Here is a 15,791-nt window from a genome sequence, read left to right as displayed (position 1 = left end):
TGGACGGCTGGATTGCCTGGGCCTGAGTTGGGGAGCGGTCGTGCGGATAATTGACCTGTTGGAGCGTGATGCGGCGCTCTATCCCCAGCGGACTGCTGTAGCGGTCCACGGAGGTACTTCGGTTACGTTTGCCGATCTGAGCGACCGGGTTCGCCGGCTGGCGACCGGTCTCGAGGCCGCTGGAGTGGGCCGAGGCGATCGGGTGGGGCTCATGGCCGACAACGGGTTGGTCTTTTTTGACGTCTATTTGGCGGTGGCCTATCTGGGCGCGGCGGCCGTGCCGCTGAACACCCAGCTCACCGATCCCGAGCTGTCCTTCATCCTGTCGAATGCCGAACCCACCCTCACCTTGGCGACCAGCGACTATGCCCAGCGGCTGAAGTCCGTCGGCAGCACCGGCCCGGTGATCGACGTCGAGGGCGACGACTACGCCGAGCTGCTGGCGTCGGTGCCGTTCGGCGATCTGGACCGGGCCGCCGAAGACAACACGGCGCTGATCATCTACACCAGCGGGACCACCGGGCGGCCCAAAGGGGTCTGCCTCACCCAGCGGGGGCTGGCGTTCAACGGGCTCACCATGGCGCTGGTCCAGCGGTTCCAGCCCGATGACGTATTCTTGTCGACCACGCCGCTTTACCACGCGGCCACTGGCACTCGGGTGTGCTCCATGCTGGCCGACGGCCAGACCCACGTTGTGCTGCGCTCCTTCTCGCCGGAGTCGTTTTTCGCCGCGGTGGCCGAGCACCAAGTGACAATCTCGATCCTCGTCCCCGCCCAGCTGCGCCGCATCCTCGATCATCCCGGCTTCGACGAGGCCGACCTCTCCAGCCTCCGCCTCATCGTCTACGGCGCGGCCCCCACCGCCGGGCCGCTCATCCGACAGGCCTACGAGCGCTTCGGCTGCGGGCTGTATCAGGGCTACGGCATCTCCGAGTGCGTCACCAACCTCACCGGGCTGCTCCCCGAGGATCACGACATGGCCATTGCCGGGCGCCCCGAGCTGTTGGACTCGTGCGGGCGCGTCGTGCCCGGTGTCCGAATCGACCTCCACGACGACGATGGCACCCTCGTGCCCCCGGGAGAGGTGGGCGAGATCTGGGTGCAGAGCGAGAAGGTGATGGCCGGTTACTGGCGCGATCCTGCTCAGACCGCCGAGGCCCTGGTCGACGGTTGGTTGCGAACCGGGGACCTCGGTCGATTCGATGCCGACGGCTACCTCTACATCGTGGGCCGGGCCAAAGACATGCTGATCAGCGGCGGCGTCAACGTCTACCCCAGCGAGATCGAAGCCGTGCTCCACGACCACCCGGCTGTCGCCGAAGCGGCGGTGGTCGGTCGCCCCGACCCCGAATGGGGCGAGCGCCCGGTGGCCTTCGTTGAACTGCAGCCAGGAGAAACACTCGACGGAATGTCCGATTGGTGCTGCGACCGCCTGGCCAAGATCAAGGTCCCCGACGAGTTCATCGCCGTCGACACCTTCCCCCGCACCGTCACCGGCAAAATCCGCAAAGTCGAACTCCGAGAACACCTCTCCGCCGACTGACCGGGAAAAGGGCGCCTCAGGGCAATCTGATGATCTCCACCGCGTTGCCGGGCCATTCGGGATGAGGTGAGACAACTACTTCTTTGGGAACAACCTCAACTGATTCGTCGGCGCTACAGGCAACCGCGGAACTGCTGCAACCGCGTCTGACTACGAAGTCGGGATACGAGACCATCATCTGCGAGGGGACCTCGTAATCTTCGGCCCACCGCAACGGCGCCCGGAGCTCGAACGCCGGGAGGCCCGATTCATGGGGCGGTTCATGAGCGATGATCGAATCCAACAGGTCCGAGTTCGCTGATTCTCCCAACTCTGCGATGACGTCGTCATAGATGTTGAGAACCATGTTCCAACTCCCAGAAGCGACGACAACCAGATCATCCCGGCCATAGAAAGCCCTCGGGGTCGTTCTCACAGGGTGGAAAGTCGCGATGCCAACGATTGGCCCCTCAATCGGCACCTCGCCGTCTTGTAGGTCAATCACAATTGCCGCGTAGGCCCCCTCGACAGTGTCAGAGAGCGCTGGCTCAGCGCTCACCAGGTACCGGTCGCCATTGAGCAACACGCCCGAGATCTCAACTTCAGATGCCAGGTCGGGCTCCAGGACAGATTCGGCTCCAGCGGATTCGTTTTGCGATTCGCTGCTGTCCATGGAACCCCATTGGGGCTCAGAGACGAAAAACGCATCGACATCGAATAAGGCCAGTCGGTTACCAGCCACCATGCCTGTGGCGTTGTACCCAGAGACTGGTGAGATTCCCAAGAGTTCCCAGGTTTCGTTACGGGGCTGGTAGCTCAGCAGCAAGGACTCCGCGGTGCCTAGGCCGGTTCCCAAGTGACCAGTCGAGACGATGAGCTCGGTTCCGGTCCATATGAGCGTCTGACTCCCCAAGTTGCCTTCAAAGCTCGCTGGTTCGGGAAGAGGTTCAGGCATCGCAGTCCACGCATTTGTCGAAGGGTCGTACGACGAACCGACCGCACGCTCTGAGTAGTCGACATTGGCAGAGCCGGGGAGACCACCCCATACGATGAGCTCTTCGCCGGTCCACACGGCATCGGGCATCGCCGGCCATTCGGGCGGATCGGGCAGCGTTCTCCAGGTGTTCTCAATGGGGTTGTAGGCAAGTCCCCTCCTTGTCGCTCGTGATGTTCCTGTTGGCCAAACGACAAGCTCAGCGCCAGTCCATGCAGCTTCGCGGTTAGGTCCCAGGGAAGTTGGTGACTCTGCGGCCAACTCCCAGGCGTCTGTCATGGGCCGATAGACGGCAACTCTGTCTCCAGTCACAAGCAAGATCTCAGTGCCATTCCAGAGGATGTCGGCAGAAAGCTCACTGCTGATGGGAGCGTCGGGCAGTGAGCGCCATGTGTCAGATCGAGGGTCATAGGCTGACACCGAGGGTGACTGGTTCCCCCAGAAGACGATGACCTCGCCATCAGTCAGGGCGCTCGCAGTGCCGTACATTGCAGGCCTGGGACTGGCAGCTAGCCGCCGCCAGAGTGTGGTCTCAGGGTTGTATGCAAACCCAAAGCCGGCCCGGCTACCCCACAACAGCAATTCGCTACCGGACCAAGCGGCAACCAAATGCGGCCCCACCAGTGAATCGGGAAACTGGACTCTTGCCCATCCGGTGACCGGGAGGGGTCCGGACGCCACCGGAATTTCAGAGCTGTCTTCGACAACGCCAGTCTCGACTTCACCTTCAACCGATGGCTGAGCCACCGGTGATAACCCCACTTGATCGCCAGCGCTTCCACAACCGCCCAAGACAGCCCCAACCCACACAATCACCACTAGCGTGCCCACTGCGCGAGCGGCAGCGATGGTCATGAACCAAGCTACCGCTTGATCTCGGTGTCGGCGTCTATGTCGATGTCGAGAATTAGGGATTGGTAGGACTTGCCGTGGGGGTCGGTGCGCAGACTGCGGGACACTCCTCCACCCAGCGCCTCGGTCATGACGAAGTTGAGGCCCTTGGTGCCGGGTAGTTGGTAGCGGGTGATCTCGCCTTTGACCAGGCCGCCGAACTTCTCCCGTACTTTTTCGACGGTGAGCTCGCGTCGCAGTACGTCCCAATTGTCGTCGTCGTAGACAAATACGCAGAGGTTCGATATGTCGCCCTTGTCGCCGGAGCGGCTGTAGGCGAACTCCCGCAGCTTCATGCGTCGATGACCTCGGCGATCAGCTTCACATCATCCCGGGGCAACAGCGCGGGTGTGACCCCGATGGCCGGCGCCATCTGGGTGTTGACCCCGCCGCCGCCCGCCGGTCCCATCCACAGGAATTGGCCCTCAAAGGCCACCGCATCAGCAGTTTCTCGGTCATCGCAGCGGGCGGCGATGCGCAGGCGCACCTCGGCCGGCTCGCCACCGGGAAGCTGGCCCTCAAACAGGGCGCTCATGCCGTGGAGGTCGTAGCGGATCTCGTCGATGCCCGACTGGAACGGCTCTAGGCGTTTGGCCACCACTTCGGCGCCCAGCTGGGCCCGATCCACGCAGCCCGAGCCGCCGTAGGAGATCTCGGTAACCACCTTCCATCCCTCGTCCACGCCTACCAGCACCTTGAGCGTGTCGGGGCGGGGGCGGCCAGCCGCACCGCCGACCCGCACCCGGTTAGGGCCCACCTCTTCCACCCATACTTGGGTGAAATCCGCGGTGCTGTCGGGGGTGAGATAGGCGGCCGGGTCGTGGATCTCATAGGCCAACTGGGTCTTCATGGTGCCGATGTCCACCGCCCCGCCGGTGCCCTCCAGCTTGGTGATGATCAGCTCGTCACCGCTCACGTGGGCTAGGGGAAATCCGAGGTGGACGATGTCGTCGAGCACCCGGTGCGGAGGATCGACGTAATTCCCGCCGGTGGCATGGGTGCCGCATTCCAACAGATGGGCGACGAGGGTTGCGGTGCCCATCTTGTCCCAGTCGTCCAGCGCCCAACCCATCTCATAGGCGATTGGCCCCACGTAGAGAGAGGGGTCGGCAATGCGGCCGCCGAGAATGAACTGTGCGCCCTCGTCCAGGAGATCAACGATGGGATCGGCACCTATGTAGGCGTTGGCCGACACCACCCGGGCGGCGATGGCCTGGGCGGTCACCCCCATCTCGGGAAGCTCCAGATCCTGATCGAGTACATGGTCTAAGACGTCGTCACCGTGGATCACCCCGACCCGAACGCCGGTGACGCCGTTTGCCTTCAGCCCCCGCATTACATCATCGGCCGCAGCAGCCGGATTGGCCGCGCCGAAGTTGCCTACCATCTTCCCGCCCCGCCCCAAGAACCCGGCGAAGCGGCGCATGAGCTCGGGAATGCGCTGGTCGTGGCCGGTGGTCTCGTCATCCAGGCGGCGCACATGGGCTAGCGCCATGGTCCGCTCGGCCAGGCAGTCGAATCCCATGTAATCAACCAGCCCGCTGTCGGCCAGTTCCTGAGCCCAGTCCAGCCGATCGGTGGAATATGCCGACCCGCTGCCGATGGAAATGCCCTTGCTCATTGCCGAGCGCTCCGGATGAGTTCGAAGACTTCGCGGGGACCGAGGGGAAAGGTGTCCACCTGCACGCCGAGAGGGGCCAGAGCGTCGGCAACCGCGTTGGCCACCGCGGCGGGGGCTCCTATGGTGCCGCCCTCCCCCATCCCCTTGAAACCGCCCTCGGTATTCGACGGCGTCTCGATGTGGCAGCACTCGATGGGCGGGAGTTCGGGGGCGCTGGGAATGAGATAGTCCATGAAGGTCGATGCCAGGGGGCTGCCCTGGTCGTCGTAGGCCATGTTCTCCCACAGTACGCCGCCAATGCCCTGCACAACGCCGCCGGCAATCTGGCCGTCCACGACCATCGGGTTGATCATGCGCCCGCAGTCCTCGCTGACCACGAAGCGATCCAAGCTGACCAGCCCGGTCTCGATGTCCACCTCGCAGATGCAGATGTGAGTGGCGTTGGAGAACGTGAACACATTGGGCGGCTGATAACGGTGGCTGGCCTCCAGACCCGGCTCCATTCCCGGAGGCAGGAGGTCGGTGCTGCGGTAGGCCATCCCGGCGATCTCGGCCAGGGTGATTTGGCGGGCCGGCGTGCCCACCACCGAGGCCACCCCATCGCTCACCTCGATGTCGGGAGGGGCCGCCTCCAGATGATGGGCGGCAATCTCCACCACCTTGTCGTGCAGCTGACGAGCCGCGCCGATACCCGCCCCGCCGCCGATAACCGCTGATCGGCTGCCTCCGGTGCCGGCCCCGAAGGGAGTGGCGGCGGTGTCGCCCTGCATGAACTCGATGTCATCCATTGCGCAGCCCAGATGTTCGGCCACCAACTGCGACATGGTGGTGGCCAAACTCTGCCCGTGGTCCCCGCTGCCCATGAAGATGCGCACCTTGCCGCCCGGATCGATCCGGAGCGAGATCTGCTCGGTGGCCAAAGAAGCCCAGGCCATGCCCGACGGTTCTACATAAGAGCTGATGCCCAGGCCGAGGTAGCGGCCCTCTTGTCGAGCGTCCCGCTGACGCTGGCGGAATTCGTCGTAGTCCACCGTTTCCGCGGCCTGGTCCAGGCACTCCAGCAGCGACACGTTCTCGTACACCATCCCGGTGGCGGTGGTGTAGGGAAGCTCGTCGGCAATGACGGTGTTGCGGCGCCGCAACTCCAGTGGGTCGATGCCCAGTTCGCGGGCCACGTGGTCGATCATCTGCTCCCGGGCAGTGGTCTCCGACAGCCAGGGACCCCGGTAGGCGGCCCGCCCCACGGTGTTGGTGTAGGCCGACCGGCTGGCGAACCCATAAAGAGGGATGCGGTACGGGCCAGGGAAGAAGCGGGCCAAGTTACCCGAAGCGCTGCTGTGACCACCTACCGCATAGGCGCCGACGTCTTCCACATGGCGCACCCGACAACCGAGAATGCGAGCTTGGTCGTCCAGCGCCATCGACACTTCAAGCACCTCGGCCCGAGCTTGATTGGCCGCGATCAGGTTCTCGCTGCGGTCCTCGATCCACTTGATGGGACGGCCCAGGTACCGGCTAGCCAGCACGATGCAGTCCTCATCCCGGGTGACCATCATCTTCTGGCCGAACCCTCCGCCGATGTCGCCCATGCGCACATGAACCTGGTGATTGGCTATCCCGAGCAGGTTGGCGAAGTGAACGTGATACTCGTGGGGGTTTTGCGACGAAACCCAGGCATCGAGGGTGTCGGCAAACGGCGTCCAACTGGCGATAATGCCGCGGGGCTCCATCGGCGCGTTGGTGGCCCTCGACTGGGTGAACGTGCGGGTCACCACATGGGCGGCGGACTCGAACACCGCGTCTAGGTCTGGCGGGTCAGTTGACGGCATCGACTGGGCTTCATTGGAGTCGCGTTCGGGGTGGACCAGTTCGGATGAGTTGTCCAGTGCGGCCTGCGCTCCGATCACCGGCTTCTTCGGATCGATGTCCACTTCAACCAGATCGGCCGCATCCCAGGCGGCATAGGGGCTGTCGGCCACCACAACCGCGATGGGCTCGCCCACATAGCGGACGTCCCCATCAGCCAGTGCTCGCAGCGGCGGATAGGGCACTTGGTCGCCGATCAATGCGGCAAACATCGGCCCCGCCAACCGATTCAGCTCCGCGGCGGTCAGTACATCGACAACGCCAGGATGGGCCTTGGCCGCCTCGGCATCGATGGTCCGAATCACTCCTCTAGCCACACTGCTGCGAACGAACCGGGCATGGAGCATGCCCGGCACTCCCATGTTGGCGATGTAGGTGCCCCGTCCGGCGGTGAGCCGCCGATCTTCCCGGCGGAGAATACGCTGTCCTACGAACCTTCCGGCGTTCACTGGGTCATCGAGCCAGGTAGCCGCCGTCGACCGGCAGAGTGACCCCGGTCACGAAGCTGCTGGCGTCGCTGGCCAAGAACAGGGCCACTTCGGCGATCTCCTCGGGTTGGGACGGGCGTTGCAGTGGCACTGAAGTCTCCAGGAACTCCTTCATAAGGGGCTTGACGTCGGTACCGGGCTCCCGCCCGAAGAACAACGGCAGCATGGGGGTGTCTACCGGGCCGGGGCAGATGACGTTGACCCGGACCTTGGGGGCCAGCGCCAAGGCAAGAGATTTTCCGTAGGTGACGATTGCCCCCTTGGTCATGGAGTAGAGCGGCGAGAAGGGCGAGCCCACCACGCCCGACGTCGAGGCTGTGAGGATGACCGATGCGTTGCCCGACGCCTCCAACAAGGGCACGGCACGGGCGACGGTGAAAAATGCCGACTTCATGTTGATGGCGGCCGTCTCGTCGTATTCGGCCTCGCTCATATCGAGCCCGGCGGGACCGGGAATGCCGGCGTGGGCGTAGAGCACGTCGATCTTGCCGTGGATAGAGCCCACCTCGGCCATCAGCGCCTCTATCTGATCCACTTTGCTGACATCAATGGTGAAGGAGCTGGCCGCTCCCTCGGCTTTGGCGATCAGATCTACTGTTTCAGCCGCGGCATCGGCGCGAAGATCGGCCACCACCACATGGGCGCCTTCGCCTGCCATGCGGAGGGCTGCGGCCCGGCCCATCCCCGAGCCCGACGCGGTGATCACTGCCACCCGTCCTTCCAGCACTCCCATATCAACCCCCATGCGACGCAGCCGCGGCGCTGGCCGATTTTCCAATGTGTACGGGCAGGGATGCTACCCGAACAGCGAGAACCTACTATTCGCCTTGACGGCGCTCCCCTAACTGTGCCCACGAGAGAGAACACCATGGACCCACAAGACCCGCTTGGCGGCTTGAAGATCATCGACTGCGACTCCCACTTCACCGAGCCGCCCGAGCTGTGGACATCGCGGGCACCAGCAGCGATGCAAGACCGAGTACCGGTGCAGAAGACCGTCAACGGCGTCACCGCCTGGTACCTCGACGGCGAGCTGTGGGCCAGCACCGGCGGCAACACCATCCAGACCGGCCACGAGAAGATCCTCGGCAGCCATGTGGTCCAGCCCTTCGACATCATCGACACCAGTGCCTGGGCGGTGAAGGAACGACTTGAGCTATGCGACGAGATGGGGGTCCATGCCCAGATCCTGTACCCCAATGGCGTCGGCTTCTCCTCGAACCACGTCTTTGCCATCGAAGACCTGGCCCAGCGACAGATGGTCCTGGAGACCTACAACGACTTCTTCGTCGACGTGCAGCTCGAGTCCAACGGCCGGCTTTTCCCCCAGGCCATGCTTCCGATCTGGGACATGGAATTCACCGTGGCTGAGATGACCCGGCTGCTGGACAAGGGCATCACCGGGTTCACCCTCTCGGACAAACCCGAGATGGTGGGCCTTCCCGAGCTGTGGGAGCCGTATTTCGAGCCCATGTGGGACGTGTTCAACCAAACGGGAGCGGTGGCCAACTTCCACATCGGTGCCGGCATGAGCCGGGCCGAGATGGAGACCATCCGGGGCGCCCGCTTCCAACAGGCCCGGGTAGGCGGCGAGATCGGCCCCGAAGACCTCCCTCGTCCCATCCCTTCCGCCCCCAAGACCTGGTGGGGCCAGTTCGACCACCAGAGGCGGCTGGCCATCCACGCCACCCAGATGTACATGAGCAACGTGCGCATCATCGTCAATCTGTGCATGAGCGATCTGCTCGACCGCTACCCCAACCTCAAGGTCGTCTCCGCGGAGAGCGGCATCGGCTGGGTCCCGTTCATCCTCGAAGCCCTCGAGTACCAGTACGACGAGATGGTCACCGAGGCCCACGAGGTGGCCCTCAACGCCCGCCGGCCCCGGGAGTACTTCAACGACCACATCTGGGTCATGTTCTGGTTCGAGAAGTCAGCCCCGGCCAAGCTCATCGAAGACGTCGGGGTCAACAACGTGCTGGTGGAGACCGACGTCCCCCATCCGACGTGCCTGTACCCCTCCACCAGGGAGCACTTCGCCCGGGTTTTGGCCGACGTCGACCCCAATGTGAGGCGCCGAGTTATCCAAGACAACGCCGCCGAGCTTTACGGCATAGCTGTATAAGGGGTTTCCATGCAGTTCGGCATGATCATCAGCGACGTGCCGCGTGAGGTTGACCCGATCGAGCAGTTCGACGGCATCCTGCGCCAAGTGGAGGCCGGACAGCGCAACGGTCTCAGCCATTTCGTAATCGGCCAGCACTTCCTGTATGGCGACCTGCGATGGCTCCAGCCGGTTCCCCTCTTGGCCCGCCTGGCCGCCGAGATCGATGACCACGTGCGGCTGGCCGCCACCGTGCTGCTGGCCCCCAAGTACCACCCGGTGATCCTGGCCGAGGAACTGGCCACCCTCGACATCGTTACCCGGGGAAGGCTGGACGTCGGCCTAGGACTCGGATACCGGAGCGAAGAATTCGACTTGATGAACATCCCGTTCAACAAGCGGGTGAGCCTGTTCGACGAGTGCCTCGACATCATGAAGCTGTGCTGGGCCATGGAGGACTTCGACTACCAAGGCCAGCATTGGCAGATCCAGGGCGCTACCCCTCATATCCAATGTGTGCAGCAACCCCATCCCCCCATCTGGATGGGAGCGCACTCCCGCAAGGGGGCTCGGCGGGCCGGTCGAGTGGGCGACCGCTTCATCATCCCGCCCGAATACGACATCGAAGAGATGCGGGTCCGCTTGGGCATCATGGCCGCTGCATTTGCCGAACGGGGCAAGCCGATGGGCTGCCAACCCCTGCGGCGCAACGCCTTCGTCGGCGCCACAACAGAGGAGGCCATCGCCAGCTTCGTGGAAGTCAGCAAAGACCGCTATCTCACCTACGCCCGCAAGGAGCTCGACATATTGGACGAGGAAGCGCTGCTGAACAACTTCTTCGACGAGGTGAAAGGCTCGGTTGCCGTTGGCACGGCCCAAGAGGTGATCGACCACTTCACCAACGTGGCTCGAGAACTGCCGATAGATCCGTTCGTGGTCAAGCCCCAATGGCCCGAAATGCACATAGACGAGGTGGTCGAATACCTCGACACCATGGGCCGCGAGGTCATACCCGCGCTGGCCGAAGTCCCGCCTATGCCCGTCGAGGACATTCCTGCTTCGCTGGCTCCCGCGGCCGGAGAGGTCGCCGAGGCATTGGAGGCCATGTGACATCAGCTTCATTCGACGAGGCCATCGCCCACACGCCGCTGGGCAATGGCCTGTTCCGCACCGCCACTCCCCCGTCGTGGATGGCTTCGGGCCGTGTTCCCGCCGGGCTCGTGGAGGCGCAATTGATGGCCGGGCTGGCGGCCGCGGTCACCGACCCCCAGTACCGGCCGCTGTCGTTCACTGCCCATCTGCTACGGGCGCCCGGCGAGGGCGACTACGAGGTGCAGACCGAAGTGCTGCGCACCGGCCGCACCCTGGTAAGCACAGCGGCCAGAGTGGTGCAACAGGGCAAGCTGATCGCCACCGCTCTGGCCAGCTTCGCCACTGACCGGCCGAGCCCGGAGTTCGACGAACTGCCCATGCCCGAGGTGGCACCGCCCACCCCAACACGGGAGACGGACGGTTTTGTGCCCGAATTCGCCTTTCCGTACGGCGACAACGTGATCATGCAAGACCGACTCGGGCCGAAACCATTCACGGCGCCCCATGGGCCCATGGAACGAGTGGGTTGGGCCGGCTTTGCCCAGGCCCGCCCTATTGACGCCCCCGGCCTGCTGATGATCGGCGACATCGGGATGATGGGGTGGTGGGTGCGCCTCGACCGCATGTACACCACCGCCACCTTGGACCACACCACTTATTTCCGGGCCGACCTGGCCACCGTGCAGGCCGACGACATGGTGCTGTTGCGGTCGCGCACCGGCCTGGTGCGGGGCGGCTACCTCGATTGGGACATCGACATTTGGGCCCCAGACGGCACCCTGTTGTGCCAATCCCGCCAGATCCTGGCCATCCTCGGACCAAGCTGACATGACCCAGCCGGAGCCGCTTCGCATCGTGGACTTCTCGACCCACATGTCGGGGCCGCTGGCCTCGCACCTGCTGGTGGAGATGGGCGCCGATGTCATCAAGGTCGAACATCCTGTTCAGGGGGATGGCAATCGGGGAAATGAGCCCAAAATCGCCGGGATCAGCGACCTGCACTTGGCCCTCAATCCCGGCACCCGCAGCATCGCGGTCAGCACCCGCTCGCCCCACTGGGCCGACGTAGTGGCCGGGGTCACCGGGTGGGCCGACGCGGTAATAGTCGGCGCCCGCCCAAAGGACGCCGTGAACCGGGGTCTCGACTTCCACACCCTGCTGGAGGCCAATCCTGAGCTGGTGTACTGCGTGATCTCGGGCTACGGGCTGGCGGGACCGTGGGCCGAGTACAAGGCCCACGGCCAGAACATGGATGCGCTGGCTGGACGGGTTGACATCGAGTGGAACGACGGCCAGCCCCAGACCCGTGTCGGATGGCGCTCGGCCGGTGTGCTGTTGGCCGGAGTATTCGGCGCCATGGGGGTGCTGGCCGCTGTCGTGAAGCGAGACCGGGGCGGCGGACCGCAGTTCGTGCACACCTCTATCTGGAACACCGCGCTTTGGTGGAACTGGCGCGACGTGAACACCTGGGCCAACAACGACGAGCCCTGGCACGAGTACCGCTCCCTCGGGTCGCGCTACTCCATGTATGCCACCTCCGATGCCCGGGCACTGCTCATCTGCCCATTGGAGAAGGTCGCTTGGGAGCGGTTCTGCGATCTGGCCGGGCTGGACGGACTGCGAACCCGGGGTGAGTGGACCCACAGCATGGACTTCGGATACGACGACGAGTGCCCACTGATCGCCGACGCCTTCTGCCGGCGGACTTTCGACGAGTGGAACCGCCTCCTCGATGAGGCCGAGATCCCGTTCGCTCCCATTCTGACCCTTGATGAGGCAGTGAGCAGCGAGCACGCCCAGCTCAACCGGGTTCTGCGGGGAACCGAGGTTCCTGGAGGCCGGGCCCAAATGGCGGCCTCGCCGGTGCAGCTCTCCTCCGACCCTGATGAGGCTGCTCAACCCGAACTCGCCGACCTGCCCCCGCCCCCCGACCTCGGTGCCGACACCAACGAGGTCCTGGCCGAAGTCGGCTTGGACCATCTCGTCGGAGAGGACCTCTCAGGGGGGATCACATGACAAGGCCCCTCGACGGCATCCGGGTGTTGGACTTCACCCGTCACATGGCCGGCCCCTACGGCACCATGATCTTGGGGGACTACGGGGCCGACATCATCAAGGTGGAGAGCCTCCCCCACGGCGACGGCAGCCGAGGCGTCGGGACCGCGTTCGTCGACGGGGAGAGTGCTCTGTTCCTCATCTGGAACCGCGGCAAGCGCAGCATCGCTCTGGACATGAGGAAACCAGAGGGCCTGGCGGTCATCCATCGCTTGGCCGCCACTGTCGATGTAGTGGTCACCAGCTACCGGCCCGGTGTAGCCGACGAGATCGGCATCGGCTTCGACGCCCTGTCGGCCATCAACGACCAGATCGTGTACGTCTCCCTGACCGCTTTCGGCCCCGAGGGTCCGCTGGCCCCCTACCCGGGGACCGACCCGGTGGTCCAGGCGGTTTCGGGGGTGATGTCGGTGACCGGTGAGCCTGACCGGGGACCCAGTCTGGTCGGCGTCCCGATGGCCGACTTCACCGGAGCCTTGGTCAGCGCCCAGGCAGTCATGCTCGGGCTGTTGGCCCGAGAGAAAACCGGCAAGGGCCAGATGATCGACGTCTCGATGCTGTTTGCCCTGTTGTCGTCGCTGACCACCCGGCTGGCTTCGCACTGGGTGGACGGCGACGATCCGGAGCGCCACGGCAGCGCCCACAGCGTGGTGGTGCCCTATGAGGCGTTCCAGACCGCCGACGGCTACGTAGTGGCCGGCGTGTGGGGAGGGGTAGACGGGTGGGAGCGCTTCTGCCAGTCCATCGGCAAGCCGGAGTTGGCCGCCGATGAGCGCTACTTGACCAACCAGCAGCGGGTAGACGCCCGAGCCGAGCTCACCGAGTACCTGCAAGGCATCTTCATCACCCGGACCAGCGCCGAGTGGGAGGAGTCGTTCAACCAACACCGCGGGCTGTTCGGGTCGGTCAACAGCTTTTCGCAGATCCTGAACCATCCCCAGGTGCAGCAGGCCGGACTAGTGCAGTGGGTGGAACACGCCACCCTGGGAGAGATTCCCCAGTTGGGCCCGGTGATCGGCCTGCACGACACCCCCGGCGCGATCACCGGTCCCCCGCCGGTGCTGGGCCAGCATAGCGAGGAGATCCTGGCCGAAGCGGGCTACAGCCCAGAGGAAATCGCTGCTCTGTTAGACGCTGGGGTGGCGGGCTCAACCTGATCCCTAAGAGCCTGAACCCAGATGCTGGCCCAGGGCTTCGGCCGCCTCCAGGGTCTCGGCGGGGTCATACGAGACGACCACCATGTTGATGGCATCGGCCCCGGCTTCGCCCAACTCGGTCAGAGTTCCCAGCGTGGCGTCCCGATCGGTTAGGTCGAGCACGTTGGGGTTGTGACCCCCCACCGCCGCAGGCCAGGTGGTGGCCACAGTGAACGGCTGGTCGGCCCGGGCCGATTGCTTGCGCTCTTCGCGCAGGAAGCTCACATGGTCCCGCAACCCATCCGGAGTCATCCGGGAAGCCAGCCAGCCGTCTCCCACCGCTGCGGCCCGGCGAAGCGCGGGCCGGGAGTGGCCGCCCACGAGAATGGGCACCGGCGACTGCACCGGCTTGGGCCTCATGTTGAGAGGTGGAAACGAGTGGGTCTCCCCCGCATAGGAGGGCTGGTCTTGCTCCCACAACGTGCGCAGGATCTCGATGCCGTCCTCCAGCGCCTGGCGACGCCGGGGGTAGTCGGCACCGAGGGCTTCGAACTCCTCTCGAAGCCAACCGAGCGTCACCCCGAAAATCACCCGTCCCCCCGACAGGTAGTCGAGGGTGGCCACGGCCTTGCCGACGATCACGGGGTTGCGCTGGGGAAGCACGCAGGCGTTGACCGCGAGCCGAATGGTGGACGTCGCTCCGGCGACGAAGGCCAGGGTGGTGAGTGCCTCCATCCGGGGGTTGTCGGTGGGATATGGGTACTTGCCGTCGGCCGTGGTGGGGTTCGGCGAGGAGAACTCCACCGGGAAGGCGATGTGGTCGCCCACCCACACCGAGTCCAGCCCGGCCGACTCTGCCGCTTGAGCGACATCGATTATGTCCTGGGCCGAGGCGGGACCTTCATAGGGCAGGCAGAGGCCGATCTTTGGACCCCGGTAGGGCGTGTTATCCGATCCCATAGGCTCTGCTTTCGGTGGTTGGGGTTTTCGGTATCCGGGCTAGCCGGACAATAGCGGGATCACCTCGGCGCCGAACCGCTTGAGTTGAGCCATGGCGTGGGCATGGTCGTATCCCGGCCACTGCGGTTTGTAGATGAAGTGCGAGTGCTCGACCTGCTCCATGAGGTAGGAGAGCCCCTCGGCCACATCAGAAGAGCTGCCGAGTACGAACCGACTGTCCAGCCAGTCGCTGAAGCCGAGACCGTCGTCCACGTCGAGCCCCCACGAGCGATAGGTGCCATAGCGCGACGCCGCCCCCGACGACACCGCTGTTTCGGCTTCAGCTGGGCTGTCGGCGATATAGACCTCCCGGCGGACCGGGATGGTTGGGCGCGCCCGATTGCCATGGGCCGCTCGTTCTTCCCGATACGCCTGGTAGAGCTCGACGAGCTGTCGGTGGGTCGGGAACGGCGCCGCGTACCAGGCATCGCCCACTCGGGCGGCACGGCGAACCGACGCCTCCACCTGGGCCCCGACCCAGATCGGGGGGTGGGGCCGCTGGACCGGAAGCGTCGAGAGCTCGACGGCGTCGAGCTGGTAGAAGCGGCCATTGTGGTTAAGGGGCTGGCCTGCCCACAGCGCTCGGATGATCTCCACCGACTCTTCGAACCGCGCTGTACGAGTGGTGCGGTCTACGCCGAAGGCGTCGAATTCGTTTTGGCTGTAGCCGATCCCCACTCCCATTATCACCCGCCCGCCGGTAACCGCGTCCATTGTGGCCACTTCCTCGGCGACGGTGAGGGGATGGTGCAAGGGCAGCAGCAGGATGCCGGTGGCGACTTCGACCGACGGGAACCGCATGGCGATCGAGGTCAGATACGGGATGGGCTGGAGGTAGCGCAGCGTCGGCGCGGCAAAGTGCTGGCCCGCAACCACCAGGTCAAACCCATGATCCACAGCCACGGAGATCAGCTCGTGGTGTTCGGCGATCTGTCGGCTTACGGGCACGGAGCGATCGTGTACCGAGGTCAACAGCAGGCCGAATCTCACCGGGCCATCTTTGTTCAAGCAGACCTCAGTGTG

Annotated in this window: 13 protein-coding genes; 6 read left to right on the top strand and 7 right to left on the bottom strand. The window is 64.7% G+C overall.

Going from position 1 to position 15,791, the window contains the following annotated elements:
• Positions 1-40: 40 nt before the first annotated feature.
• On the top strand, positions 41-1,543 hold the full coding sequence (locus ACOOGG_RS17270) for a class I adenylate-forming enzyme family protein (protein WP_420437319.1): 1,503 nt from the start codon (positions 41-43) through the stop codon (positions 1,541-1,543).
• Positions 1,544-1,559: 16 nt separating this feature from the next.
• Here the strand turns inward: ACOOGG_RS17270 and ACOOGG_RS17265 are convergent, their stop codons facing one another.
• From ACOOGG_RS17265 to ACOOGG_RS17245, 5 genes are all read right to left on the bottom strand, one after another.
• Positions 1,560-2,606, bottom strand: a complete 1,047-nt coding sequence (locus tag ACOOGG_RS17265; RefSeq protein ID WP_420437317.1) for a hypothetical protein — start codon at positions 2,604-2,606, stop codon at positions 1,560-1,562.
• A 773-nt stretch (positions 2,607-3,379) separates the two neighbouring features.
• Positions 3,380-3,703: an AtuA-related protein gene (locus ACOOGG_RS17260; protein ID WP_420437315.1), complete on the bottom strand. Its 324-nt coding sequence runs from the start codon at positions 3,701-3,703 to the stop codon at positions 3,380-3,382.
• Positions 3,700-5,028 carry an acyclic terpene utilization AtuA family protein gene (locus tag ACOOGG_RS17255; protein WP_420437313.1) on the bottom strand — a complete coding sequence of 443 codons (1,329 nt, stop codon included), beginning with the start codon at positions 5,026-5,028 and terminating at the stop codon, positions 3,700-3,702. The genes ACOOGG_RS17260 and ACOOGG_RS17255 overlap by 4 nt, the downstream gene beginning before the upstream one ends.
• Complete coding sequence (locus tag ACOOGG_RS17250) at positions 5,025-7,343, bottom strand: xanthine dehydrogenase family protein molybdopterin-binding subunit (protein ID WP_420437311.1); 2,319 nt, start codon at positions 7,341-7,343, stop codon at positions 5,025-5,027. Before ACOOGG_RS17250 ends, ACOOGG_RS17255 begins: the two co-directional genes overlap by 4 nt.
• 4 nt (positions 7,344-7,347) lie before the next feature.
• Complete coding sequence (locus ACOOGG_RS17245; RefSeq protein WP_420437309.1) at positions 7,348-8,115, bottom strand: SDR family NAD(P)-dependent oxidoreductase; 768 nt, start codon at positions 8,113-8,115, stop codon at positions 7,348-7,350.
• 135 nt (positions 8,116-8,250) lie between these two features.
• On the opposite strand from ACOOGG_RS17245, the gene ACOOGG_RS17240 reads away from it, so the two are divergent.
• Genes ACOOGG_RS17240 through ACOOGG_RS17220 form a run of 5 tightly spaced genes read left to right on the top strand, consistent with a single transcriptional unit; the run spans position 8,251 to position 13,790 of the window.
• Positions 8,251-9,507: an amidohydrolase family protein gene (locus tag ACOOGG_RS17240; protein ID WP_420437307.1), complete on the top strand. Its 1,257-nt coding sequence runs from the start codon at positions 8,251-8,253 to the stop codon at positions 9,505-9,507.
• Between the two features lie 9 nt (positions 9,508-9,516).
• The gene (locus ACOOGG_RS17235) at positions 9,517-10,596 is read left to right on the top strand and encodes an LLM class flavin-dependent oxidoreductase (protein ID WP_420437305.1); all 1,080 of its coding nucleotides are present in this window, start codon (positions 9,517-9,519) and stop codon (positions 10,594-10,596) included.
• A complete protein-coding gene (locus ACOOGG_RS17230; protein ID WP_420437303.1) occupies positions 10,593-11,405 on the top strand; it encodes an acyl-CoA thioesterase in 813 nt (270 codons plus the stop codon). The genes ACOOGG_RS17235 and ACOOGG_RS17230 overlap by 4 nt, the downstream gene beginning before the upstream one ends.
• Position 11,406: 1 nt before the next feature.
• Entirely contained in the window at positions 11,407-12,594 is a 1,188-nt protein-coding gene (locus ACOOGG_RS17225; RefSeq protein ID WP_420437301.1) for a CaiB/BaiF CoA transferase family protein, read from the top strand.
• Positions 12,591-13,790 carry a CaiB/BaiF CoA transferase family protein gene (locus ACOOGG_RS17220; RefSeq protein WP_420437299.1) on the top strand — a complete coding sequence of 400 codons (1,200 nt, stop codon included), beginning with the start codon at positions 12,591-12,593 and terminating at the stop codon, positions 13,788-13,790. The genes ACOOGG_RS17225 and ACOOGG_RS17220 overlap by 4 nt, the downstream gene beginning before the upstream one ends.
• A gap of 3 nt (positions 13,791-13,793) precedes the next feature.
• Here ACOOGG_RS17220 and ACOOGG_RS17215 read toward each other — a convergent pair whose 3' ends face one another.
• On the bottom strand, positions 13,794-14,729 hold the full coding sequence (locus ACOOGG_RS17215; RefSeq protein WP_420437297.1) for an LLM class F420-dependent oxidoreductase: 936 nt from the start codon (positions 14,727-14,729) through the stop codon (positions 13,794-13,796).
• A gap of 39 nt (positions 14,730-14,768) precedes the next feature.
• Positions 14,769-15,758 carry an LLM class flavin-dependent oxidoreductase gene (locus ACOOGG_RS17210; RefSeq protein WP_420437295.1) on the bottom strand — a complete coding sequence of 330 codons (990 nt, stop codon included), beginning with the start codon at positions 15,756-15,758 and terminating at the stop codon, positions 14,769-14,771.
• Positions 15,759-15,791 lie beyond the last annotated feature (33 nt).

Origin of the sequence: Candidatus Poriferisocius sp. (assembly GCF_965214065.1) — a bacterium.
GTDB lineage: Bacteria > Actinomycetota > Acidimicrobiia > Acidimicrobiales > Bin134 > Poriferisocius.
The sequence above is the reverse complement of the archived record's forward strand: the minus strand, read 5'-3'. Positions and strand labels throughout refer to the sequence as shown.